A 24,035-nucleotide genomic window follows, 5' to 3' on the forward strand; every position below is an offset into this window, starting at 1 on the left:
AAATCTGGACCGTAAATTTATTTTCTTTTGGCTGTCGGCTGGTCGGCCGCAGCCTGCATTTCTTTCACGCGGGGAAGTAGCTTACTACCGGGATAATCGCGTACGAACTCATTCATTGCCTGCCGGTAGGCATCAATGCCCTGCACCCGTCCAACCAGAATAACCCGCAGGAGCGCCAGTTTGTCTTCCAGTTGGGTGCCCGCAAAGAGACTCAACGCGTTTTCAGCGCGGGCAAGGGCTTCCGTTACGTTATTGGCTTTATAGAGATCATAAATATCTGCGTAAACCTTCTGAGCCTGGGCTTCAGAATCAGTCGTCTGAGCAACTGCCCGACCAACCAGCCGCGAATAGGACGTATTGGGGTACTCGGACAGCAGTTTGTCTTTCCAGATGGAGGCTTTTGCCAACTGCTCATTTGACAAATGCAGCAGGTAATAAACCTCTGGTTTTTGCAGCGTATTTGGGTAGCGCGTCAGCAACTGTTCGAATGTCTGGATGGCATCGGCGGGTTGATCCAACTGAAACTTGTAGAGCTTGCCTAGTTTATACAAGGCGTTTTCAATCCGCTGATTAGCCGCTAACTGCGCTTCCTTTGAGAAGGGAATCTGAGCGAACAGCGCGTCTTTTTGCGCTTTTCGACTCGCGACAGTCTCGTTCAGAGCAGATGATGCCGATGCATTGGTTGCATCGGGCTGTTGCAGGGGGGGATTGGGATTAACGGCATTGGCGGCCGATGCTCCATTCAGCGGACTGGAGGCATTGGCTATAGCTTCCGAGGCCTCTTTATTACTACGTCGCCAGTTATCCTCAAGCGGTCGGTTACCCCAGCGGGCCGTAAAATCCTGCCGTCCCTGACTTAACGCAACCGGGTTATACAGGACCCAACGTTCGTTAGGGGGCAGGTTGGAGTTCGTTGCACCAGCTACTGTGCTTACGTTCCCGCCCGACGCCCTATCAATAATCTGCTGAGCTAAAGCGGCTTGAGCCTGGTCTTCTTTCTCGCGTTGCGTAATGACGTTATCAACTAATTTGTCAAGTGCAGCCGGGCTCATCTGAGCCAGATGAATTAGACTATCATCGGTACGAATCGTCGTCTGGTACTGAACAAATTCGTCGAGGGTTTTCTTGCGGACCTGTATAGCCGCGTAATCGGGCGACTGCGGAGGGAGCAGTGCCATGGCGCTGTCGTAATATACCTTCGCTTTCACGTAATCGGCTTTTTTCTCAAAGTACAAACGTCCCATTTCCAGGTAGGTATACGGAACCTGGGATGTATTGGCGCCCGCTTCCTGAATAGACCGGCTGTAGAAGTTGATGGCCTTATCAATCCGTCCATTGCGGGCTTCCAGCAAGCCCATGGTGTAATAAATCTTATCTTTCAGATCCGCGTTTTTGCGGTCGTTGAGCATGTTTTCGAATGTCTCCGCCGACTGCGCCACCCGCTTCTGATCGCCCGTTAACCCATTACTCTGAATAGCATACAGGTTTGCGTAGAATGATTGATCGTAGCTCGGATGAGATTTCAAAACCCACTGATAATGCGCGTATGCTTTTTGAGGCTGCCCGATCAGATCATACAACTGCCCCGCAATGAGGTGTAGCCGGGCCGTGGCTTCTCCTTTTTTCAGCGCCGGAAATGTGGCGTCCAGAATCCCGGCTGCGGTGGCATACTCTCCTTTACGCTCGTGCAGATAAGCTTTCGTCAGATAAAAATCGCGGGTATTGGCTTTGTTGAGGGGCTGCGTGCGTAAATACTCGGCAACGTTCAGGGCGTTTGGATAATCACCCGCTTCGACGTAAGCCCGCATCAGCCCAACCAGCGCTTCGTGTTTGTCGTTTTCATCCGTGCCTTTCGTGTTGACGTACTTGAACACTTCAATGGCATTCGGCAAATCCTGCTTGAGCATTCGGGCGCGGCCAATCAGAACGTAAGCATTATCGAGCCACTTACTATTCTGGTGCCGTTCGGGAATGAGCGAAGCTTTTTTTATGGCGTCGTCCAACTGCGGCTTCACTGGCTCAGCGAGCGTTGAATCAACGGGTAACAGAATAGGCAGCAGTTGATTGTAGTTTTCCTGACGAGTTTTGAACAGCAGTTGCTCAGCGCTGTTAATCTGGTCGCGGGCGATTACGTACGCATTGAAATGCGCCGTCAGGTTATGATATCCCTTGCTGATAGGCTTAGTACTGTATTGCGAACACGAAACCAGCCCACCGGTCAGCGAAGCAAGGACCGTCAGCAGGAGAAACGGGCGGTTACGAAAATAGCACAACATTCGAAAATAACACGTAGGCACTCGTATTCAAAACGCTCCGGACCCGAAAGGACGTATGGAACATAGAGCCAAATTAACGAGTTTTGAACGTTATATTGCACCAACCGGCCGAAAACTATGGAAAACCAGTCTGAACAGCCCGCTGAAAACCGGCCGAGCGACCCGAAAAAAAACGATGTTGTGAAGACGACAACCGAAAAAACGACCTCGTTTGTTCAATATAGCGGAATTGCCTTTCAGATGCTCGGCACCATCGGCTTAGGTGTCTGGGCGGGACTTAAACTGGATGAATGGCAGGATAACCGCCGACCCATCTGGACTATTGTGCTTTCGCTGGTGGCGATTGGTGCGTCGTTGTATCTGTTTATTCGTCAGTTAACTCAAACTAAATAGGCAGCACCCTGGCTGCATTTGTTATCCCTGTCGGTTATCGGCAGCGCTCCATGCTTCGTACTATTCTCTTTACGGCTTTCCTGGCGATTGTATTTTTCATAGCCGAACGATTTTATCAAGTCCCCTGGCTACATGCTCAATGGAAAGTTCTGCTGGTCTTTTTTCTGAGCGTCTCATTTCTCACGCATAGACTGGTGACGACTGGTTTACAGGATAATCAGGAACGATTCGTGCCCTTCTATTTAGCCGCTACAGTTGCTCGATTAGTGCTTGGGCTAGCGTTTGTTGGTTTCTTTCTCTTTCAAGGTATCGAGCAGCGACGCGTCTTCATTTTGGACTTTCTGGTACTATATATATGTTATACAGGCTTTGAGATTTGGGCGCTTACTCGTAACTTGCGACGCGATTCGTAAAAACGATCAGTCACATCATATGATGCGTTCGGTTATTAATAAGATTGTTTTGGCTATTGCGCTCGTCATGAGCTCGTTAGCTGTTTCTAACGCGCAGGAGCATGGCCATGAAGGTGAAGCCCCTGCGAAAAAGGAAGGATTTAATGTGGGTGAAATGATCATGCACCACATTAAAGATGAACACGGCTGGGAACTGGCACATGGTGTCACGATCCCGTTGCCTGTGATTCTATATTCAAACGACCGGGGTCTGGAGGTTTTCTCGTCGTCCCGGCTGGCCCACGAACAGGTTTACAACGGCTACAAACAGGAACACGGCAAGATTCACCGCGTTAACGAAGCTGGTAATATCGACGAAGAAGCCAAGATTTGCGACTTCTCAATCACGAAGAACGTAGCGTCGCTGCTATTGAGCGCTGTTATTCTGCTGCTGTTGTTTCCGGCCGTTAGCCGCGGCTACGAAAAGAACAAAGGCAAAGCGCCCAAGGGTATTCAGTCGTTGCTGGAGCCGATTATTCTGTTCGTACGAGACGAGATCGCTAAGCCGAGCATCGGTCCGAAATATGGCAGATACCTGCCGTACCTGCTGACGCTGTTCTTCTTTATTCTGGTGAACAACCTGCTGGGGCTGTTACCGGGTGCTGCCAACTTGACGGGTAACATTGCCGTTACGCTGGTTCTGGCTGTTCTTACGTTCTTTATCGTGACTTTCAGTGGGAACAAGCACTACTGGATGCACATCGTGAAGCCAACGGGCGTGCCGGTTGCGCTGCTACCGATAATGATTCCGGTTGAAATTGTTGGTCTGTTCATGAAGCCTCTCTCGCTCATGATTCGATTGTTCGCCAACATTACGGCGGGCCACATCATTATTCTGAGCTTGCTGGGTCTGATTTTCATGGCGAACCACATGGGCGGCATGGTGACGAGCATTTCCATCAGCCCGGTGGTTCTGTTCTTTACGCTGTTCCTCAACCTGATCGAATTGCTGGTGGCGTTTCTACAGGCGTTCATCTTTACGCTGCTGACCGCTATGTATATCGGCAGCGCTGTTGAAGAACACCACGAAGCCGATCATGGTATTGGCCATGAGGGCACCATCTCGGAGTTAGGTTAAACGCAGCAGGGTTGTGGGCAGATGAGCTGTCTGCTTACGGATAAACGCCTGCGGCTTATTGGATTGCAATCTTTTGTTTCACTAATAAATCTGTTTGAGTATTATGTTCGCAATGTTGTTTGCTCTGCTGTTGGAGGCTACCGGTAGCGTCGCTGTTATGGGTGCTGCTGTTGGTGCTGGTCTGGCCGCTATCGGTGCAGGTCTGGGTATTGGTCGGATTGGTGGCAGTGCTATGGAAGGTATTGCTCGTCAGCCAGAAGCGGCTGGTCGTATCCAAACCGCCATGCTGATTATCGCGGCTCTGATCGAGGCCGTGGCTCTGTTCGCAGCTGTTATTTGTCTGCTGGTTGCTACGGCCTAAGGTCGGGCAGTCACAGCGCCTAAGTTTGAGTAGGCTGGTTGCATTAGGTGCCGGCGTCCCTGCTCGCTGATTTCCGGAAATTACCCGCCCGTTTGGGGTTGCCGACGGGCGGGTATTCCAACAAAAGATTGAATGCGGTTTAGGCCGAATGAGCGATCTCGTCGACAGCCTGGACCTTACAGAGAAATATCTGAAACAAACATTTATAAAATTACAAATCCATGGATTTGCTTACTCCCGATCTTGGTCTGTTGTTCTGGCAGGTAGTAGTGTTCCTCGGCCTGTTTTTAATTCTGCGCGCTTTTGCCTGGAAACCCATTACAGAAAGCCTTCATGAGCGTGAAAACAACATTCAGAGTGCTCTCGATCTGGCCGAAAAGACCCGTCTTGAAATGACCGCGCTGAAGGCCGACAATGAAAAGTTGCTGGCACAGGCTCGTTCGGAGCGCGAAGCGATTCTGCGGGGCGCGAAAGAAACGGCTGACAAAATGATCGCCGATTCGCGCGACAAAGCAGCCGCCGAAGGGCAACGCATACTAGAGCAGGCCCGCGAAGCCATGCAGAACGAGCGTCTGACGCTGGTGGCGCAAATGAAGAAGGAAGTGGTAACGCTTTCGCTCGACATTGCTGAGAAAGTGCTCCGCAAAGAACTGAGCGACAAAGCCGCTCAGGAAAAGCTGGTCAACGATCTGGTAACTCAATCACGCTTAAACTAATCCAGTTATGGCAGTTGCTACTGTAGCAGCTCGATACGCCAAATCGCTGCTGGATTTGGCTAAAGAGCAGGGTATTACCGAGACGATGTATACCGACATGAAGTTCTTCCGGCAGACGCTGATTCAGAACCGGCAGCTGGCTCTAATTTTGAAGAACCCCATCGTTCGGGCAGAAAAAAAGAATGCTATCCTGAAAGCGGCATTCAGCAACCGGTTAAACCCGGTTACAATGTCGTTTTTTCAGATCATCGCAAAGAAAAACCGCGAAGCGATCATGGACGCGATTGCCGACGAATTTATTAATCAGTATGATCGGCTGAAGGGGGTTGAGCGGGCAACGGTTATTACAACAGTTCCGCTGACTGAACCTCTGCGCGAGAAATTTAAAGCCATGGTTATACAAACAACCGGCGGCAAACTGGTTGAACTGGAAGAGAAAATTGATCAGAAACTCATTGGCGGTTATGTTCTCCGCGTGGGCGATCGTCAGATTGACGGTTCAATTCGCAATCAACTGAACGAATTACGGCTGCAATTCCTGAATTAATCGCGGGCTCGCCGAAAGACCACCTGTTTGCTGATTACTAAAAGCCGCTTCTTCTCATAAGGAAGTGGCTTTTTGCTTAGTACCACTTCTCATAGCCCTCGGCCGGTTTCCAGGTTGATTTCGGCTCGAAATATTGCCACAGAAGTGCCGATACGTTACGCAGCAGCGCTGACCCTTCGTTGTCCCGTTCCCAGCGGATGTCTTTCTGGTTTTTTGTCATGACGCAGTATACGTACTCGCCGTGAGGAGCGTGGACAAAAACAACCTCAGAACGAGACTGGTTTACGGCTCCGTTTTTCGTTGCCGTCTTTATTTCCGGCGGAATCTGTGACAAACCATCATTATCCCAATACTGACGCCCCAGGTTGCGGTACATTTCTTCGCTCGCAGCAGGACTAACGGCCCGACCCTGGCGGATATAGGTCATCAGGCCTGCCAGTTCGCGGGGCGTTGTCTGCCCCCAACCATAGCGGCTGCGCGCTGCTTCACGACCCGGTGTGCGCGAGTTAACGCGCGTCTGATGGAATCCATTCGTTTCGAGCCATTGATTGATTGCTTCGCCACCGCCAGCCAGTGCCTGACACCATAAACTACCCGTGTTATCACTGACGGACTCCATTAACATAACGACCTCGCTGAGGGGAATTTTAGCGCCGTTACGTAATGAACCAACAATTCCGTCGTCGTAGTGCAGTGAATCATGGTAAACCAGTTCCTGCCCGTAGGTCAACTCACCTTTCTGAATTTTGTCAAACAAACCACACTGGATTGGGATCTTGATGGTACTTGCCGTCGGGAAAAGCGTATCAGCATTGATGGCGACCGTTTTGCCAGTCCGCAGGTGGTGAACGTAAACGCCCGCATCGCCCTGAAAATTGGCTAAGGCGACGCGCAGCTTACGTTCGAGCCGGGCGTCGGTGGAAGGTTGAGCCTGCATAGTCAGGCTGACGAGGAGTAAAGAGAAACAAGCGAAGCGCATTAGGGTTGGATTGGTTTAACCAGTTTAAAATGAGTGCGGTTAAAAGCTTCCCGCTCGTAGAACCGGATAGTATCGAGACGTTTCTGGTTCGTGGTTACTTCCAGATTAACAAACCCCTCCTGAACGGCCAGAGCCTCCAGTGCGGCCAGAAGCTGGTGGCCAACCTGCTGATTGCGATGGGCTGGTTTCACAAACAGCTCCTGAATTTCACCCACCTTGCCGGTATGATGGAGCAAATACTGGCCATGACAACTTACGAAACCGACCACCTCGCCATTCCGCTCAGCTACTAAATAATGAATCATCGGGTTTGTCAGATTATGCGTGTACACCTCCCGAAACCGGCTGAAGTCAAGAAGCATTTCTTCCAGTTCACACAGGAAACCGTATATAATGGTCAGATCCTGTTGGGCCGCTGGTCGGATAAAGACAGAAGCGGGTAGGGTAAAATAGGCGTTCTCCATCTTTACAGGTTGATGAATGCAACGAAGCGTTAACAAATCGGAATGGACAGGCAAAATGGGCTTATTCAATGCTGCAACTTCGCAAAAGAATCGATCATTAATGCTTTCGGGAAAACGAGATTAAATTTTCAATTGAATACATTTAAATAGTTAAAAAATATGTTCTATAGATGCAATTGGCTTGAGAATTGCTCTGGCTATGCAAGTACATACCTAACCGTAATTCTTGTTCTTTTCATGAACAACCTAAACGGGTTTACGCAGCCAGTTGCTGCCAGCCCAACGTTGAATCCGCCGGCAACCCCGTTGCTGACGATTGACCCCTACACGAGCGTCTGGTCGTTTGGTGATCGCCTGAATGCAGACGCTACCCGTCACTGGACGGGACGACCGCAACAGCTGAATGGTTTGATTCGCGTGGATGGCCGAACGTTCCGGTTCATGGGTAACCCGTCGTTTGAAGGCGAAACGATTGTTGCATCCGCCCGGCGACAGGAGTATCAGGCCCGTTACGTCACGGACAAGCCGACTTCTGACAACTGGGCTCAGCCCGACTTCGACGATAGTCAATGGACAACCGGCAAAGGTACATTTGGCAGTCGCGCGAGTGATCAGACCAAATGGACAACGCCTGACATTTACGTCCGGCGAACCGTCATGCTCGATAAAATTCCTGACGGCCCCCTGTTGATTGATGCCATTCAGAACGACAATTACGAACTGTTCATTAATGGCGAACGAATGGCAAGGGTCGCGGGCGTTTCACCCGAATATCGGCTGACGCCAACCAATCGCAAAGCTTCGGACGTGTTACGTAAAGGTAAAAACGTGATTGCCTTCCACAGTCAGAATTTTTCGGGACCGGGCTTTGTGGATATGGGGCTGGTCGAGGAGCGCCTGCTGAATTACAAACCGGCCACGCAGACCGGTCGGCGAATGACAGCGACGCAATCCGAATACACCTTCACGGCGGCTGGTGTTGAACTGACCGTAAACTTCCGGGCGCCGTTGCTAATGGATAATCTGGATGTGTTGTCGCGGCCAGTGCAGTACATTAGCTACAGCGTGCGGGCGATAGACGGTAAAACGCATGATGTTCAGGTATATACAGACGTTTCGGCCGAATTAGCCGTCAACTCGGCCGATCAGCTGGTAACCTGGGGCCGGGGCCGAACCGGCGTTCAGAACGGTCCAAAACTGGATTATATGCGTGTTGGGACAGTTGAGCAGAAAGTCTTAGGACGTAAAGGTGATGACGTCCGGATCGACTGGGGGCAGCTCTACGTGGCCTCGGTAGCCGAACCCGGCACCAGCCGGCGCATTGGCACGCTGGTCAGTTCACTAAATCAGTTTGAGCGCGATGGACGGGTAACGGATCTGCACGAGCGCATGCCACGTCTGGTAAGCGATAGCCTCCCGGTGCTGGCAACCAGCATGACGCTGGGTAAAGTCGGTAGCAACCCAATCGGGCGGCATCTTCTCATTGGATATGACGACGTAAAATCGGTTGAATATTTTGGTGAGCCGCTGAATGCCTGGTGGCGTCGATACGGTAAAGTAACGGAGGGGTTAACCGAGATCGAGCAGGCTCTGCAGGATGCCGAAGCCGACTATAACAAGCTTAAAACCCAGTGCGATGCGTTTGATCAGCAACTCTATGTTGATGCCTTAAAAGCCGGTGGGGCAACGTATGCTCAGTTATGCGTACTTGGGTATCGGCAGGCTATTGCGGCTCACAAACTGGTTGCTGGCCCGAAAGGAGAAGCATTCTTTTTCTCAAAAGAGAATTTTTCGAATGGTTCCATTGGCACAGTAGATGTTACGTATCCGTCGGCTCCCTTGTTTCTGTTATACAACCCCTTGCTGCTTAAGGGTATGATGGAGCCGATCTTCCAATATTCTGAAAGCGGCCGATGGACAAAGCCGTTTGCGGCTCATGATGTCGGTACGTATCCCCTGGCCAACGGACAGACCTATGGCGAGGATATGCCCGTCGAGGAATGCGGGAATATGTTGATCCTGACGGCGGCAATTGCGGCCGCGGAAGGTAACGCGAATTACGCGCGGCAGCACTGGCCCACCCTGACGACCTGGGTTGATTACCTTAAAAAAGAAGGTTTCGATCCGGCCAATCAGCTGTGTACGGATGACTTCGCGGGGCATATTGCCCGGAATGCTAACCTCTCAGTCAAGGCAATTATGGGTATCGCCTGCTATGGTTATCTGGCCGGTCGGATAGGGGACAAAGCCCGCGAAACAGAGTACGTGGAAATGGCTCGTGCGCTGGCTCAGAAATGGATGAAGCTGGCCGACGATGGCGATCATTATACGCTGACGTTTGAGAACCCGGGCACTTGGAGCCAGAAATATAACCTCATCTGGGATAAACTGCTGCGACTGAACATTTTCCCGAAGGAAGTTGCTCAGAAAGAAGTAGCTTACTACTTGACGAAGCAGCAGCCATTCGGTTTACCGTTAGATAGCCGTCGAACCTACACGAAATCGGACTGGATTATCTGGACCGCCACACTCGCCGACCGACCGGCGGATTTTGAGGCTCTGATTGCGCCCGTTCTACGGTTTGTCAACGAAAGCCCGGATCGGATTCCGCTCAGCGATTGGCACGAAACGACTGACGGGAAACACGTTGGTTTCCGGGCTCGCTCGGTAGTAGGTGGCTATTATATCAAAATGCTGGAGAAGAAGCTTAAGTGATAGACTAAGCTATATACTATGTACAGCAAGAGCTCGGTCGCTGCCGAGCTCTTGCTGTATACGGTGGTTAACCAGGTTTTAAAAGTTTTGGAGCGAATCTGACTCGAAGATTCGCTTTCCCGTTAATCCCTGCTGCATGGTTGTCAACATGGCATTGGCGACTTTGGAAGCCTGAACCCCTTTGTATTTTGCCGGAATGAGCGGACTGAACAAACGCATAGCCCCTTCGGCCAGGCGCTCACCCAGCCGGGTTTCGCCCTTTCGATTCCCAAGCAGCAATGACGGACGGAATATTAGCAGCGTCGGATAATCGAGCGCTGCCAGATCGCGTTCCACTTCGCCCTTCACTCGATTGTAGAAAAATGACGACTCAGTATCGGCTCCCATTGCCGTTACGATCGCGAACTGCGTAGCGCCATTTGCTAAACCCAGGCGGGCAATGTCCATCGGATAGCGATAATCCACTTTCTGGAAAGCCTCCTGCGACCCCGCTTTCTTCATGGTCGTGCCGAGGCAGCAGTAGATATCGTCGGCCTGCGTTACCAGACCATTGGGATGGTCGAAGTCAAATTGAATCTCCTGCAAACGGGGATGTTGCCAGGTGAGCGATTTGCGGACTAAAACCTTTATTTTATCGTAGATCGGAGAGTCAACAAGTTGATGGGTGAGCAGATCGCCAATTAATCCCGTTGCACCGAGAACTAACGCTGTTTTAGAAGTGGGTGCTGTCATAACAAGAAGGAGGGTAGTTACGCTAAATTAGTTGCTTCGTTTACAAAGGAAGACGCTCAATTATAAAATCTATTCTATGCGTCTGCCCGGCGCGTGTCCGTTCGCCTTCAGTTACGGGTTTACTTTGCGTATAACGCTGCGAGAAGCGCCTACTGGACAGAGTGAAAGAGACAAATTGACTGACCTTTAAAAAGCGTTCTACTATTACCGTTAATTCCTGCCGCGTACTATGAAAACCCAATCCTTTCTTGTGATTTGCTGGCTGCTGACGGGGTTTGTTCCCGGCCTAGCTCAGCCTGTTTACCCAACAATCGGTCAGATTGTACGGCTCGATTCGAGAATCGATAAATTAATTCCCAAAGAGGCTAAGATCGAAGTGCTGGCCAGCGGCTTTACATGGTCGGAGGGGCCGGTCTGGGTGAAAAATCAATCTAGCGGGGGCACCTCGGCCAGTTCGGAGAGTTTCCTGCTGTTTACGGACGTGCCGCAGAACACCATCTTTAAGTGGACTGAAAAAGATGGTCTTTCGGTGTTTCTGAAACCGTCGGGTTATACGGGCGTAGGCCAGTATAGCGAGGAGCCCGGCGCGAATGGGCTAACCATTGACCGGCAGGGGCGTCTGATTGCATGTGAACACGGCGACCGGCGCGTTTCGGCGATGCCGCTGGATGGGAGCGGAGGGAAGAAAACCCTCGCCGATAACTACCGAGGGAAACGCTTCAATAGTCCGAACGACGTAATTGCGCATTCCAGTGGAAACTATTATTTCACCGATCCGCCGTATGGAATGCCCAAACGGGAAAATGATCCAACCCGCGAAACAGAAGGATTTGGCGTATATCGCATCGCACCTAATGGGGGTGTAACACTGGTGGTGGGTGATCTGACCCGCCCTAATGGGCTGGCTTTGTCGCCCGACGAGAAAACCCTTTACGTTGCGCAGTCCGATCCCGCCCAACCGGTTATTATGGCTTATGCACTGCAGGCCGATGGCTCGCTGGGTAAAGGCCGCGTTGTATTCGGGTCAGAAGGGCTGAAAAAGCAGGGACTCGAAGGCGGCTTCGACGGCATGAAGGTCGACCGCGACGGTAACCTGTGGGCAACCGGGCCCGGCGGTGTCCTGGTGGTATCGCCGACCGGTGATTTCTTAGGGCACATCAAAACAGGCGTCGCCACGGCCAACTGCGCCTGGGGCGACGATGGGTCTACGCTCTACATTACCGCCGATATGTATCTCTGCCGGGTCCGGACTACGGCGCGGGGATGGTAAAAAATAAGGATGATGTTGAATCAATAGATGATCCCGCAACAGGGCACTTGGCAGGCACTATTAATCGTTTATAAATCGTCATGATTAACCTAACTTTGTAGAGAACACGTAGCTTGGCAGTAAGGAGTTATTCGAATGTTAGAGAATCGTAAATGGGTCATTATCGGCGTTTTTTGTCTTGTTGGACTGACGTATCTGGCCCGCTTGTTTTATTTACAGGTGCTGGACGACACCTATTCGCTGGGAGCTTCAAAAAACTCCATCAAGCGGGTGGTCGAAATTCCGTACCGAGGGCAGATTTACGACCGGAATAACCAGTTGATTGTTTATAATACCCCTGTTTACGACCTATACGTTACGCCAAAACAGGTCCGGATTCCTGATACGACGAGTTTCTGTCAGATGATGGACATTAGCCGGTCCGACTTCGACAGTATCATGGGGCTGGCCAAGAACTACTCGATGCTGAAGCCATCGTTGTTTCTGCGGCAGCTTTCCAAAGAAGATTTCGCTCGGATTCAGGACGCGCTGGTCGATTATCGGGGCTTTGAGCCGGTCATCAGTTCAATGCGGACGTATCCTGCTCACACGCTGGCCAATGCACTTGGCTACGTCAGTGAGATCAGCAAGAAACAGCTCGACAATCAGGATATTCCTTATTACCGGCAGGGCGATTATGTCGGCCACAATGGTCTTGAGGAGCAGTACGAAGAACAGTTACGCGGTAAGCGGGGCGTCAAATTCATGATGCAGAACGTGCGGGGCGTAAACAAAGGCTCCTGGAAAAACGGCGCTTTTGATACGCTGGCTGTAGCCGGGCAGAACTTGATAACGGGAATCGACGTAGAGGTTCAGCGCTACGCCGATAGTTTGATGGTAAACAAGGTTGGGTCAGTGGTGGCTGTAGAGCCTTCTACGGGTGAGATTCTGGTTTCGGTTTCGGCGCCCACCTATGACCCAAACCTGCTGTCGAGCCGGTTCTTTTCAAAGAACTACCGGGCGCTCATTAAAAACCCGTATAAACCGCTTATCAACCGGCCCATTATGGCCAGTTATCGGCCCGGATCAACCTTCAAGCTGATTCAGGCCCTGATTGCGCAGCAGCAGGGATCGTTATTCCCGAACACGGTCTATGGCCATGCCGGGTCGCCCATGCGCTGCCACTGTCATGGCGGCAATAACCTGCGGGGAGCCGTGCAGTACTCCTGTAACCCCTACTTTTACAATGTGTTCCGTAAATTCATTTATTTCAACAGCGAAACCAACACCTTCAAAGCGTCGGCGATAGGATTACATCAGTGGCACGAAATGGTCGAGAAATTCGGCATTGGGCAGCGACTGGGCGTTGATCTGCCCAGCGAGCTGAAGGGGAATCTACCCACGGTGAGCTACTACGATAAGGTTTACGGTGGACAGAACCGCTGGAAATTCTCGAATGTTTATTCGCTCAGTATTGGTGAGGGCGAACTGCTGATCAGCCCTTTAAAACTGGTGAATCTGGCGGCTACGATTGCCAATCGGGGCTGGTACATTACCCCACACTACATCAAAGGCTTTGGCAAGACAGGCGTAGAGGTTCCGGTGCAGTATAGGGAACGTCACGAAACAGGCATTGATTATAAATACTACCTGCCCGTTATTGATGGCATGCGGAGCGCAGTAGCGCATGGTACCGTAACCCCTCTGGCTGATATTCCCGGTATTGAACTATGCGGTAAAACCGGAACATCGCAGAATGCCAAGTACGGTCATAAGTTCGACCACTCTATTTTTATTGGGTTTGCCCCCATGAATGACCCCAAAATTGCCATCGCCGTATTCGTTGAAAATGCCGGCTGGGGTGGCAAAGCGGCTGCTTCGGTGGCAGCTCTGGTGGCAGAACGCTACCTCAAGCGCCGGACCGAAGCGAAAAAGCTGGAAGAGCAGGTTTTGGCATCGAATTACATGCCGCCGATCAGCCAGGTGGCTAAACCAAAGCCCGTCTCGCCCAGGAAAGACACAACCCGGAAGCCTGTCGAAGCACCACAACCGGTTGTACCTAAGCCCCTCATGACCTCAACCCGACCAAAGTCGATTACGACGGCACCGGCTGCGAGTGGAAATTAAGCTGGCTTAGCCGATAGCGCTTTAAGCAGGGGCCTAAACCGGCGCTTGCTGCCAATTATCAAACTATACCGTACTGTGTCGAGTCACAACGATCCATTTTCTCAAAACATTGACTGGCTGACGCTGGTGCTTTACCTCGGTTGCGTAACAATGGGGTGGCTCAACGTTTATGCCGCCGTATACAGCCCTGAAGACCATACCAGCCTGTTTGACCTGTCGACCAACGCCGGTAAGCAGATGATGTGGATCGGTACAACTGTTTTGCTGGTTATCTGTATTCTGGTTATCAATCACAAGTTTTTTGATTCCTTCGCGTATCTCTTTTACGCTTTTATGATCCTGATGCTGTTACTGGTACTGGTTGCCGGCTCAAACATCAATGGATCGCGGTCGTGGTTTAAATTCGGGGCGTTTTCGCTTCAGCCCGCCGAGTTTGCAAAGGTGGCTACGGCGCTGGCACTGGCCAAGTACCTGGACAATCCCGGTATTAATCTGACCAAGCGGAAAGACCTCATGTACATTGGGGGAATTATCGTGCTGCCCTGTATCCTGATTCTGGCCTCTAACGAAACTGGCTCTACACTGGTGTTTGCATCATTCGCCATCATGCTGTATCGGGAGGGACTTCCGGGCTGGATTCCGGCCGTAGGCATCACTGTTGCAGCCCTGTTCGTGCTGGCGCTGATCTTTCCAAAATTATACATCTTTGCCGGTATCGTCGTGTTGTTTGGGCTCATCGTTCTGTTGATGCCGCGCTATAACCGGACGGTGAACAACCTGATCGCTATGGGACTGGTAGGTGTTGCCATGATGGGGCTGGTGACAGGAGTGGATTTTTTTGTCAACAAAGTCCTGCAGAAGCACCAGCAGAACCGCATTAAAGTACTCGTCGACCCAACTATCGACCCGCTGGGTGTAGGCTGGAACGTAACGCAGGCCAAAATCGCCATTGGCTCGGGACGGCTTCAGGGTAAAGGATTTCTGGAGGGAACCCAGACCAAGTTTGACTTTGTACCGGAGCAAAGCACCGATTTTATCTTCTGCACAATTGGCGAAGAGCATGGCTTCGTGGGTAGTCTGGTGGTCATTGCTCTGTTCGTTGGCCTGCTGTCGCGCATTGTGCTGCTGGCCGAAAAACAACGGAGTAAATTTGCACGGGTATATGGGTACTGCGTGGCCGGAATTATCTTTTTCCACGTAATGGTCAATATTGGCATGACCATTGGCCTGATGCCGGTGATCGGTATTCCGCTGCCGTTTTTCAGTTATGGCGGGTCGTCGCTCTGGTCCTTTTCAATTTTGCTGTTTATTTTCCTGAAGCTCGATTCGCGCCGGACAGCCTCCATGCGGAGGTAAGCACCACCTCTTAGCAAGCCATCATGACCTACGATCGCCCGCAACTCGCGGGCGATTTTTTTATGACTTTGAAAAAATTCTAAAACTTTCCCGGAGTCATGCAACCTGCCCCCAGTCTCCTGACATCTTCCCCCCAAACAACACAACGAATACATTCCTGACCTGTTAAACTTCAGTTTTTCCTAAACCCTTAATCTTGAATACAACCATGAAACCAATCAACCATTTCCTCACCACGGCGCTGATTATGGCTTCGACTGCTTCGTTTGCTCAAACGACCGTAATCATCAAAACCGACTCGACGGTCACCACAACCGTCAAGCACGAAAAATATGCCCGTCGGGCCACCAGCGATTTCGGCATCTACCTGGGTTTCAATAACCTCAGCACGGGCTATGAGCTTCGGCCGGTTGGCTCTCGTTTCCTGGCGCTGGCCTGGCATAAGCGAATTCCGCTCAGCGTAAATGGGCCTACCAAGCTTCGGCTGATCGTCGGTCCTGAAATAGCCTGGAACAACTTTATGTTTGAGGGCAACAATACGCTGGTCGAACGTAACAATCAGCTCATTCTGGAAGCAGCTAACACAGAACTGGATAAGTCTAAGCTTGTGACGACCCAACTGAATTTGCCGATGATGCTGAATCTGACGTTCCGGTCGGGGCTGGTGATTGGTGCAGGCGCTTACGCGGGTATTCGCCTGGATAGCTATACTAAAGTAAAATCCGAAGGAGCAAAAGCCGTTCGAACCCATGGTTCGTTCAATCTGAACCCGGTACGCTGGGGCCTGACAACAGAAATTGGCTTCCGGGGCAGTGCCAAACTGTTCGGTCGGTATGAACCCAAAAGCCTGTTCCGTGCTGGTGAATGGCCTGATGCGCGCGTTTGGTCGGTGGGTCTGAAACTCTAAGCCTGGGTTGTCGGTGCAGTTTTAACAGAGTTTAACAAGGAAATAGAGGGCCACAGGACGCTGGTAAGCCATCATTCGGTTAAACTCTGTTAAAATTTTCGTTCTGTCGTGCAACGCTCCGCCACTTTGCTATATCCTTTCTCTGATTTCTCTTCAGAAGCAATACTTCCCTTCTAACATCCATTCATCATTCCGATCAGACCGCTTGTGTAAGAACAGGTACTTTGCGATGCCCACTACCTACCTTTGCAATGTACTAAGGATAACAAGCACGAATCGACCTTCTGAAAAGACAATACACATGAAAACGACCTTATCCCTTTCTTTTTTACTCCTGTTGACACTTTCTGCTTTTGGGCAGGTGCTGATGCGCGGTATGGTAAGCGGTCGGGTAGGCACGGTGGCCGGAAAACCACTGGAATTCTCAACCCTGATGCTGCTGAAAGCGAAGGACTCGACACTGGTAAAAGGAGCCATTAGTGATGCAGACGGTAAATATGCATTTGAAAATGTAGGGGCTGGAACCTATCTGGTAGCCGCTCAGCAAATGGGATACCGCAAAACGTATAGCGCACCGTTCACGCTGGATGAAACGCATCCTGCCTTTGAATTACCTGCACTAGTTATGACTGATGAGTCTAAAAGCCTGACCGAAGTCAACGTCGTTGCCCGGAAACCGTTCATCGAGCAGCAGGTTGACCGCACAGTCGTCAACGTTGAAAATAGCATTGTAGCCAGCGGGAATACGGCGCTGGAGGTTCTGGAAAAAGCGCCCGGCGTAACAATCGACCGGCAGAACGACCAGATTCAGCTGAAAGGCAAGGCGGGCGTGATTGTGTATATCGACGGTAAGCAAACGTATCTCTCGCAGCAGGAAGTGTCGAACCTGCTCAAGAATACGCCCAGCGACAACATCGCTTCGATCGAGATCATCACGAATCCTGGCTCCAAATACGATGCAGCCGGCAACTCGGGGATCATCAACATCAAGATGAAGAAAAACAAAAATTTCGGCACCAACGGGTCGGTGAACTTTACAGGCGGCTACGGCTGGGTACGCGATCTGAACGGCGTTTTGCTGAATCGGCCTAAAGTAGGAACCACCCTGAACCTGAATCACCGCGAAGGTAAAATCAACCTGTTTGGCAATTACAGCTACTATAATCGACTGAGTAACAACAGCAACGAAATTTACCGGGCCATCCCCTATGATGGTCGCACGACCTATTTCGATCAGTACTCGTTTCGGCCGAGCCAGTTTGCGGGTCATTCCTACAAGGCCGGTATGGATTACTTCATCAATCAGAAAAGTACGATTGGTGTGCTGGTCAATGGTTTCTCGAACGACTGGCGGTCGGCTGGCGTGAACAACACCTTCATTCGGGACGAAAACCGGCAGTTGATAAACAAACCAAAGACCCAGACTGAAGCCCGCGAGTTTTTGTCAAACCTGACCGGTAACCTGAACTACAAATATGATTTTGATGGCAAAGGCCGGGAACTGACGATGGATGCCGACTATGTGCATTACGACGGGAAGAACCACAATAACCTGAGCACAGTCTACTACGATGCCAACAGTACTGTCACCCGGCCTAGCCAGGATGTGCGGAACAACATGCCTTCAATGATTAACATTCTGGCGTTCAAGACCGACTATGTACATCCTATGAAGAACGGCAGCAAAGTAGAAGCGGGCCTGAAAAGCAGCTTCGTCAAGGCCGACAACAATACGGTCTACGATACGCTGCAGCAGGAGAATCGGCAGTGGCTGTTCGATGCCAGCCGGTCGAACCAGTTCAAATACGATGAAAACATAAACGCAGCCTATCTGAACTACGCCGGAAAACTGGGTAAGAAAACCAAGCTGCAGATGGGACTTCGGGCAGAGCATACGCATTCAATCGGCATGTCGGTTACGCTCAATCAGCGCGTTGAACGGAACTACCTGAATCTGTTCCCGACGGTCTTCCTGTCGCGGCAACTGGATACGAACAACGTGCTGAATCTGTCCTACAGCCGCCGGATCGACCGCCCGGACTATCAGAATCTAAACCCGTTTGTGTTCTATCTTGATCCATACACCTACCAGAAAGGGAACCCCTTCCTGCGGCCTCAGTACACAAATTCAGTCGAACTGACGCACGTGTACAAGAACGCCGTTACAACGACCTTAGGCTTTAGCCGTACATCGGATTTCATTAACCAGGAAACGCCCCGACAGATTGCCGCCCAGAACATTACGTACGTAACGCCCGAAAACCTGGGCGATCTGGATAACGTAAATTTAAACATCAGCTTCCCGATCCCGGTTGCTAAATGGTGGCGGATGCAGAATAACATTAACACCTATTACACCCATTATCAGACGTTCTACTCGGGAACGCCTTACGAAGTGAAGCTGGTGGCGTTCAATCTGTATTCATCGCATACGTTTACGCTCAACAAAACGCTCACGGCCGAAGTGTCGGGTTGGTATAATTCAGCATCGCAGTATGGGTTCTACCGGGCTCAGCCAATGGGGGCCTTCAGCCTAGGCTTACAGAAGAAGTTGATGGATGGCAAAGCTAATCTGAAGCTGAACGTAAACGACCCTTTCTGGCTGAATCAGTTTAACGGACGGGCTGTCGTACAGGATATTAACTTCCGGGTAAAATCGCGCTGGGAGAGCCGCCGGGCCATGCTCACGTTCACCTATCGCTTTGGTAACCAGAATATAAAAGGTGCCCGCGAACGTAAGTCAGCCACCTCTGCCGAACAGGGCCGTGTGAAAGGAGGAAACTGATTGAGAAGATATTGATGTGTACATCATTGCACATCGAATGATTAGTTTAGGTTAAGAAAACGTGAAAGCCAGTCCCGGATTGAGGGCTGGCTTTTTTGTAATATGCTAACTGTCAGATGAGGCTGAGTTAAGAGCGTCTGGAAACAGACTGCCCTAAAAAAAGATAAGGTTCCCCGATCTTTTGCGGAGAACCCTATACTGACTATTCCTAAACCCTTAACCTTTTCTACATGAAAAACTAACTTTTACCCTTTTCTGTTCCAAATACCTGACAAATTCGGAATTTATTTTAAATTACTGAACGTCAGATACTTCGCTGATAGATTTGCTCGAATCCCAGAGGAAGTTGATCATCCGGGTGGTAAAATGAGCCTGGTTCATCCATCGGTTGGCTTCAGCACCTTTCTGCCTGGCCAGTTGAGTATTCACCTGAGCAGCCGCTTCGTTGAACTTGACGCGGTCGGCAGGGCTGAGATTCAGCACAGCGGCCGGTTTTTGGTTATACAACGAGACAACGCTCATAAAGTTTTGCCAGTTGGTGTTATGCGTAAACTTATTAAGGCGCTGTTCGAAAAACAAAGCAAACTGCTTTTCAGAACCGTTAATAAGTAAGGCATTTGCCGGCTTGTTGGCTGCCGGGCTATCATCAGTGTTGGTGGTGGTAGCCGCGTTTGCCTGAATTGTCATTAATCCTAATCCTAAAACTAACGACGCAAAGATAACACGCGATTTCATTGATTTGTTCTATTTTTGTTTCAAGTATAGAACGCACAAATGTCAGAAGAAGTTTTCAGGATACAACCCCTGTTAAGGTGCCATTCAGAATATACTTCTGAAATTATCTGCTTATTTAGGTCTATTATCAGATAATAGCGGTTGTATTACGTCTAGATTCGCAATTTTCTTTGGCAATAGTAATCGCTTATGCATAAAGCCTGCACCTTGACTAAATGAGAAAATTCTTTAAAAAATTATATCATTGATTGTAATTATTCATAGCGAATTGTATGCCCATAGTGCAAAACGCGAGAATTGCGTCGCCAACGCGGTCCAGGTAATCGGGTAATTGAATAAGTTCGTCTTCCGGGAACTGCCCTAAAACAAAATCAACCTGTCGGCCTTTCGAAAAATTATTTCCAATACCGACCCGGAGTCGGGCGTATTCCTGCGTGTTCAGCACTTCGTCAATATTCCGCAATCCATTATGTCCGCCCGGTGAGCCTTTGGGCTTCAAGCGTAGTTTCCCAAAGGGTAAATCTTTATCGTCTGTAACAACTAACAGGTTCTCAACCTGAATATTTTCCTGCTTCAGGTAGTATAGCACGGCCCGGCCACTCAGATTCATGTAGGTCGTAGGCTTGACAAAAAAGAGTTGTTTGCCTTTGTGCTGCCATTTGGCGGTATACGCCAGGCGGGTCATTGAAAAATCAAAGCTGTATTGCGCAGCCATGCGGTCAAGGGCCATAAAACCAGCATTGTGGCGGGTAAGCGCGTATTCAGGGCCAATGTTGCCAAGGCCAACAATTAAAAACTTATTCATTGATGAACAGGGATCGGTATGTGTCCAGGAGCCGACGGCGCAAAGTTCGTGTTTCTTTTGCGTACAATAATGCCTGTTCGAAAACAACTAAATGGCAGGCAAATGACTATTTTTGGCGGCTATGAGCCAACAACGCCTAATTCTAGCCAGTCCACTACTCGAAATCGTCATCAGTCGCCTGACTCAGCAGCTGATTGAGAATCATCAGGATTTTGCTGACACGGTTATTCTAGGGATGCAGCCACGTGGAATTTATTTTGCTGAGCGCGTCGGGCGTGAGTTGAGTCGTACATTAGGTCGTGAGGTGCCCATAGGTTATCTGGATGCTACGTTTTACCGCGACGATTTCCGCCGACGCGATTCTCCTTTACGTCCGAATACAACCCATGTCCCCTTCATTATCGAAGACAAACGGGTTATTCTGATCGATGACGTGCTGGCGACGGGACGAATGGTGCGGGCGGCCCTCGACGCCATGACGGCCTTTGGACGACCCCGTAAGGTGGAACTACTGGTCCTGATTGACCGGCGTTATAACCGGGATTTGCCCATCAAGCCTGATTATACGGGTAAGCGCGTAAATACGCTGGAATCCCAGCGGGTACTGGTCGAATGGACCGAGCAGGGAGCCGATGCTGACCGTATCTGGCTGGTTGGCTAAACAGATCGCTTTGGGTTGACAAAAATATTTTACCGGTTCAGTAGGTATTTCTACCATTTAGGTGTCTAAGTAAATACAAGGTTAGCTAGTTCTTTTTAGCTTAGCCGACCGTATATATGAAGCCACCTATTCGCCAACTCATCCTATTCATCTGCGCTGTAATGTTCGTTGCTCTGGGCAACGGAACGCAGGCGCAAACGGTTTATACCATTACTGGTCTGGTTACAGACGCCCGGACTGGTGAGCCGGTCCCGTTTGCTAACGTAGCGCTCGTTGGGCGTCGGGTTGGCACACTGACGGATGAACAGGGGCGGTACGTACTCAATCCGAAAACCTTAACGGATTCGCTGGCCGTTAGCTCACTGGGTTTTGCAACGTTACGTCACGCTATTGATCGCGATCGTCTTTCCCAGGCTATTGACTTTAAGCTGGAACCCGCCGGAAAGGCGCTGCAGGAAGTGACGGTCCGGGCCGGCGAGAATCCGGCCTTTCGGGTGCTGCGGCAGGTTCGCAAAAACCGACTGCTGAACGACCGGAACCGCCTATCGGCCTATGAGTGCGACAGTTACGTAAAGACAGAGATTGCCCTCAGCCACGTTTCGGATAAGGTGCGCCGGAATCCTATCATGCGTCGGATAAATGAGGCCATGAGCCAGCAGGATTCGCTGTTTGACGATGAAGGACACCGCCTGCTGCCTGTTCTGGCATCCGAGTCTGTATCGCGGTACTATTACCGGGCCAGTCCGCAGCGCCGTCGTGAAGAGATACGCAAGACGCGCATTAAGGGCGTGGCCGTTGATGATGCCGGACTCAGTTCGCAACTGCTGGGCGGCACGGGGCTGGTCAATCAGAACTTCTACGATAATTACATCCCGATTCTGGGTAAAGACTTCGCATCGCCTATTGGTGACAACTGGAAAAACTGGTATGAATTTTTTCTGGCCGACACCACCCTGATTGGGGACCGCGTTTGTTATGAAATTCAGTTCGATCCCAAGCGGGCCGAAGATCTGGTATTCACCGGCAAAGCCTGGATTGACACGACTTCCTTTGCACTCTGCCAGATTGAAGCCCGGATTGGCAGCGGGGCAAATCTGAATTACGTTCGGCGGCTAACCATTGAGCAGGAACTGGAACCAACCGTTGACTCCGCTTCGGGCTCGGGTGCGACGGCGGGCTGGCTGCCGGTGGGTCTGAAACTAATGGCCGACCTGACGGGCGTTGGCAAGCAGTCGCTGGGTATGCGGGCGCAGATCACCTTACGTAATGCGAATATACTGGTCAATCAGCCCCGTCCGGTTGGTTTTTATGACCAGCCAGTCGAGCCCGCCGATTCCGTTGCTACACCTAACGAAGCCTACTGGAACAACGTTCAGCGCACGTTGGCGGGTTCGGACTCGCTGAACCGCGACGACCGCAAGGCCCGTCAGCTCATTGATAAACTTCGGGAGGTGCCCGCCGTCCGGACGGCGGAGGCCGTCGGACAAATTGCGGTTACGGGTTTTTACAAGGCTGGCGGTTTGGATATAGGGCCCTATCCGTATCTATTTGCGTATAACTCCGTGGAAGGGTTGCGAACACGGATCGGTTTTCGCACCAATGAGCAGTTCAGCCGGAACTGGATTCTGCGTTCTTATCTGGCCTATGGCATGCTCGATCGGCGGGTTAAGTACGGGATGGAGGCTGACTATCTGTTTTCGCGTCGGCACTGGACCATGGTGGGCGTTCGGATCAGCAGTGATCTGGAGCGGCTGGGTCTAACCCCCGAACTGATTGGCGGCAATCGGATTTTTTACGCGCTGAGTCGTTTTGGCCGCTACCGGGGCGCTTACCGCAGCCATCAAAAGGAACTGTTCCTGCGGACCGAGCCCGTCAAAGGTATTCTCCTAACGGCAACTTTAGGCAGCCGGAGTTTCGATCCCATCTTTCCGTTTCACTACCGTCTGCACCCCGAACTGGAAGACCAGTCGCCGTTACGGTCCGATTTTTTTGACGCCTATTGGGCCATCGAAGCCCGGCTGGCCCGGAAAGAAAAGTACATCATGGATGGTAATGAGCGCATTACGCTCGGAACCAAACGTGCGCCGGTACTAACGATTCGGTATACGCACGGAGCCCGGTCGCTAGGTAGCCATTTTAATTATGACCGGCTTACGGCCCGGGCGCAGCAGACGTTCCGACTGGGGCCGCTGGGCCGGATGACGTATCTGCTATCGGCTGGGTTTACGCCCTCGACGCTGCCGGCCCCTCTTTTATTTCCGCATATCGGGAACCCGACGCCCCTGCTGACAACCAATACGTTCAATCGGATGCAGTTTTATGAGTTCGTGAGCGATCGCTTCGTAGCAATTCACGTTCAGCATAAGTTTGAAGGGCTGGTGTTCAATCGCCTTCCGGGTATCCGCAAGCTGAACTGGCGGCTGGTTGCCAATGTCGATGCTCTCTGGGGAAGCCAGTCAACCGCCAACCGCGCCGTCGAAACATTCAAGCCCCTTCCCGGTGGTTTGAAACCCATTCATATTGGTGCGCTGCAGCCCGGAAAGCCCTATCTGGAAATCGGTTATGGGATTGATAACATCTTTAAAATCTTCCGAATACAGGCAATTCACCGAATGACGTACCTCGGAGCAGGCCACGACGGCCTGCCGATTAAACCCTTTGTTCTCAAAGGAGCGGCCTCGATCAGCTTCTGAGTTA

19 protein-coding genes are annotated in these 24,035 nt (G+C 51.0%); 13 read left to right on the top strand and 6 right to left on the bottom strand.

Translation table 11 applies throughout. The features are described 5' to 3' along the window. Window positions 1–17 precede the first annotated feature (17 nt). Entirely contained in the window at window positions 18–2,276 is a 2,259-nt protein-coding gene (gene porW, locus HNV11_RS05675) for a type IX secretion system periplasmic lipoprotein PorW/SprE (RefSeq protein WP_171738746.1), read from the bottom strand. Between the two features lie 117 nt (window positions 2,277–2,393). Between porW and HNV11_RS05680 the strand changes: the two genes are divergently transcribed. The 5 genes from HNV11_RS05680 to atpH all read left to right on the top strand — a co-directional run bounded on the left by HNV11_RS05680 (window position 2,394) and on the right by atpH (window position 5,823). Further along, the gene (locus tag HNV11_RS05680; protein WP_171738747.1) at window positions 2,394–2,669 is read left to right on the top strand and encodes an AtpZ/AtpI family protein; all 276 of its coding nucleotides are present in this window, start codon (window positions 2,394–2,396) and stop codon (window positions 2,667–2,669) included. A 432-nt stretch (window positions 2,670–3,101) separates the two neighbouring features. Further along, entirely contained in the window at window positions 3,102–4,199 is a 1,098-nt protein-coding gene (atpB, locus tag HNV11_RS05685; protein ID WP_171738748.1) for a F0F1 ATP synthase subunit A, read from the top strand. A 103-nt stretch (window positions 4,200–4,302) separates the two neighbouring features. After that, on the top strand, window positions 4,303–4,560 hold the full coding sequence (gene atpE, locus HNV11_RS05690; protein WP_083732707.1) for an ATP synthase F0 subunit C: 258 nt from the start codon (window positions 4,303–4,305) through the stop codon (window positions 4,558–4,560). Window positions 4,561–4,781: 221 nt separating this feature from the next. Further along, window positions 4,782–5,276, top strand: a complete 495-nt coding sequence (gene atpF, locus HNV11_RS05695) for a F0F1 ATP synthase subunit B (RefSeq protein ID WP_171738749.1) — start codon at window positions 4,782–4,784, stop codon at window positions 5,274–5,276. Window positions 5,277–5,283: 7 nt separating this feature from the next. Continuing rightward, entirely contained in the window at window positions 5,284–5,823 is a 540-nt protein-coding gene (gene atpH, locus HNV11_RS05700) for an ATP synthase F1 subunit delta (protein WP_171738750.1), read from the top strand. Window positions 5,824–5,899: 76 nt separating this feature from the next. On the opposite strand, the gene HNV11_RS05705 is transcribed toward atpH, so the two are convergent. After that, window positions 5,900–6,760 (bottom strand): serine hydrolase, encoded by an 861-nt coding sequence (locus tag HNV11_RS05705; RefSeq protein ID WP_240163794.1) that lies wholly within the window; start codon window positions 6,758–6,760, stop codon window positions 5,900–5,902. Window positions 6,761–6,801: 41 nt separating this feature from the next. Next, window positions 6,802–7,266 (bottom strand): GNAT family N-acetyltransferase, encoded by a 465-nt coding sequence (locus HNV11_RS05710; protein WP_171738752.1) that lies wholly within the window; start codon window positions 7,264–7,266, stop codon window positions 6,802–6,804. A 237-nt stretch (window positions 7,267–7,503) separates the two neighbouring features. On the opposite strand from HNV11_RS05710, the gene HNV11_RS05715 reads away from it, so the two are divergent. Continuing rightward, on the top strand, window positions 7,504–9,981 hold the full coding sequence (locus tag HNV11_RS05715; RefSeq protein ID WP_171738753.1) for a glutaminase family protein: 2,478 nt from the start codon (window positions 7,504–7,506) through the stop codon (window positions 9,979–9,981). A gap of 78 nt (window positions 9,982–10,059) precedes the next feature. Here the strand turns inward: HNV11_RS05715 and HNV11_RS05720 are convergent, their stop codons facing one another. Then, window positions 10,060–10,713: a Rossmann-fold NAD(P)-binding domain-containing protein gene (locus HNV11_RS05720; protein ID WP_171738754.1), complete on the bottom strand. Its 654-nt coding sequence runs from the start codon at window positions 10,711–10,713 to the stop codon at window positions 10,060–10,062. A 229-nt stretch (window positions 10,714–10,942) separates the two neighbouring features. Here HNV11_RS05720 and HNV11_RS05725 point away from each other — a divergent pair, with 229 nt between their 5' ends. From HNV11_RS05725 to HNV11_RS05745, 5 genes are all read left to right on the top strand, one after another. Beyond that, a complete protein-coding gene (locus HNV11_RS05725; protein ID WP_171738755.1) occupies window positions 10,943–11,983 on the top strand; it encodes an SMP-30/gluconolactonase/LRE family protein in 1,041 nt (346 codons plus the stop codon). Window positions 11,984–12,118: 135 nt separating this feature from the next. Beyond that, window positions 12,119–14,089 carry a penicillin-binding transpeptidase domain-containing protein gene (locus HNV11_RS05730; RefSeq protein WP_171738756.1) on the top strand — a complete coding sequence of 657 codons (1,971 nt, stop codon included), beginning with the start codon at window positions 12,119–12,121 and terminating at the stop codon, window positions 14,087–14,089. A 75-nt stretch (window positions 14,090–14,164) separates the two neighbouring features. Next, entirely contained in the window at window positions 14,165–15,445 is a 1,281-nt protein-coding gene (rodA, locus tag HNV11_RS05735) for a rod shape-determining protein RodA (protein ID WP_171738757.1), read from the top strand. A 208-nt stretch (window positions 15,446–15,653) separates the two neighbouring features. Beyond that, a complete protein-coding gene (locus HNV11_RS05740; RefSeq protein ID WP_171738758.1) occupies window positions 15,654–16,352 on the top strand; it encodes an outer membrane beta-barrel protein in 699 nt (232 codons plus the stop codon). 301 nt (window positions 16,353–16,653) lie between these two features. Continuing rightward, the gene (locus HNV11_RS05745; protein ID WP_171738759.1) at window positions 16,654–19,137 is read left to right on the top strand and encodes an outer membrane beta-barrel protein; all 2,484 of its coding nucleotides are present in this window, start codon (window positions 16,654–16,656) and stop codon (window positions 19,135–19,137) included. 294 nt (window positions 19,138–19,431) lie between these two features. On the opposite strand, the gene HNV11_RS05750 is transcribed toward HNV11_RS05745, so the two are convergent. Then, the gene (locus HNV11_RS05750) at window positions 19,432–19,872 is read right to left on the bottom strand and encodes a hypothetical protein (RefSeq protein WP_171738760.1); all 441 of its coding nucleotides are present in this window, start codon (window positions 19,870–19,872) and stop codon (window positions 19,432–19,434) included. 241 nt (window positions 19,873–20,113) lie between these two features. Continuing rightward, window positions 20,114–20,677 carry an aminoacyl-tRNA hydrolase gene (gene pth / locus HNV11_RS05755; RefSeq protein WP_171738761.1) on the bottom strand — a complete coding sequence of 188 codons (564 nt, stop codon included), beginning with the start codon at window positions 20,675–20,677 and terminating at the stop codon, window positions 20,114–20,116. 121 nt (window positions 20,678–20,798) lie between these two features. On the opposite strand from pth, the gene pyrR reads away from it, so the two are divergent. Beyond that, window positions 20,799–21,338, top strand: a complete 540-nt coding sequence (gene pyrR, locus HNV11_RS05760) for a bifunctional pyr operon transcriptional regulator/uracil phosphoribosyltransferase PyrR (RefSeq protein WP_171738762.1) — start codon at window positions 20,799–20,801, stop codon at window positions 21,336–21,338. A gap of 116 nt (window positions 21,339–21,454) precedes the next feature. Next, window positions 21,455–24,031 (top strand): DUF5686 and carboxypeptidase-like regulatory domain-containing protein, encoded by a 2,577-nt coding sequence (locus HNV11_RS05765; RefSeq protein ID WP_171738763.1) that lies wholly within the window; start codon window positions 21,455–21,457, stop codon window positions 24,029–24,031. Window positions 24,032–24,035 lie beyond the last annotated feature (4 nt).

This window comes from Spirosoma taeanense, from assembly GCF_013127955.1.
In the GTDB taxonomy this organism is placed as follows: domain Bacteria; phylum Bacteroidota; class Bacteroidia; order Cytophagales; family Spirosomataceae; genus Spirosoma; species Spirosoma taeanense.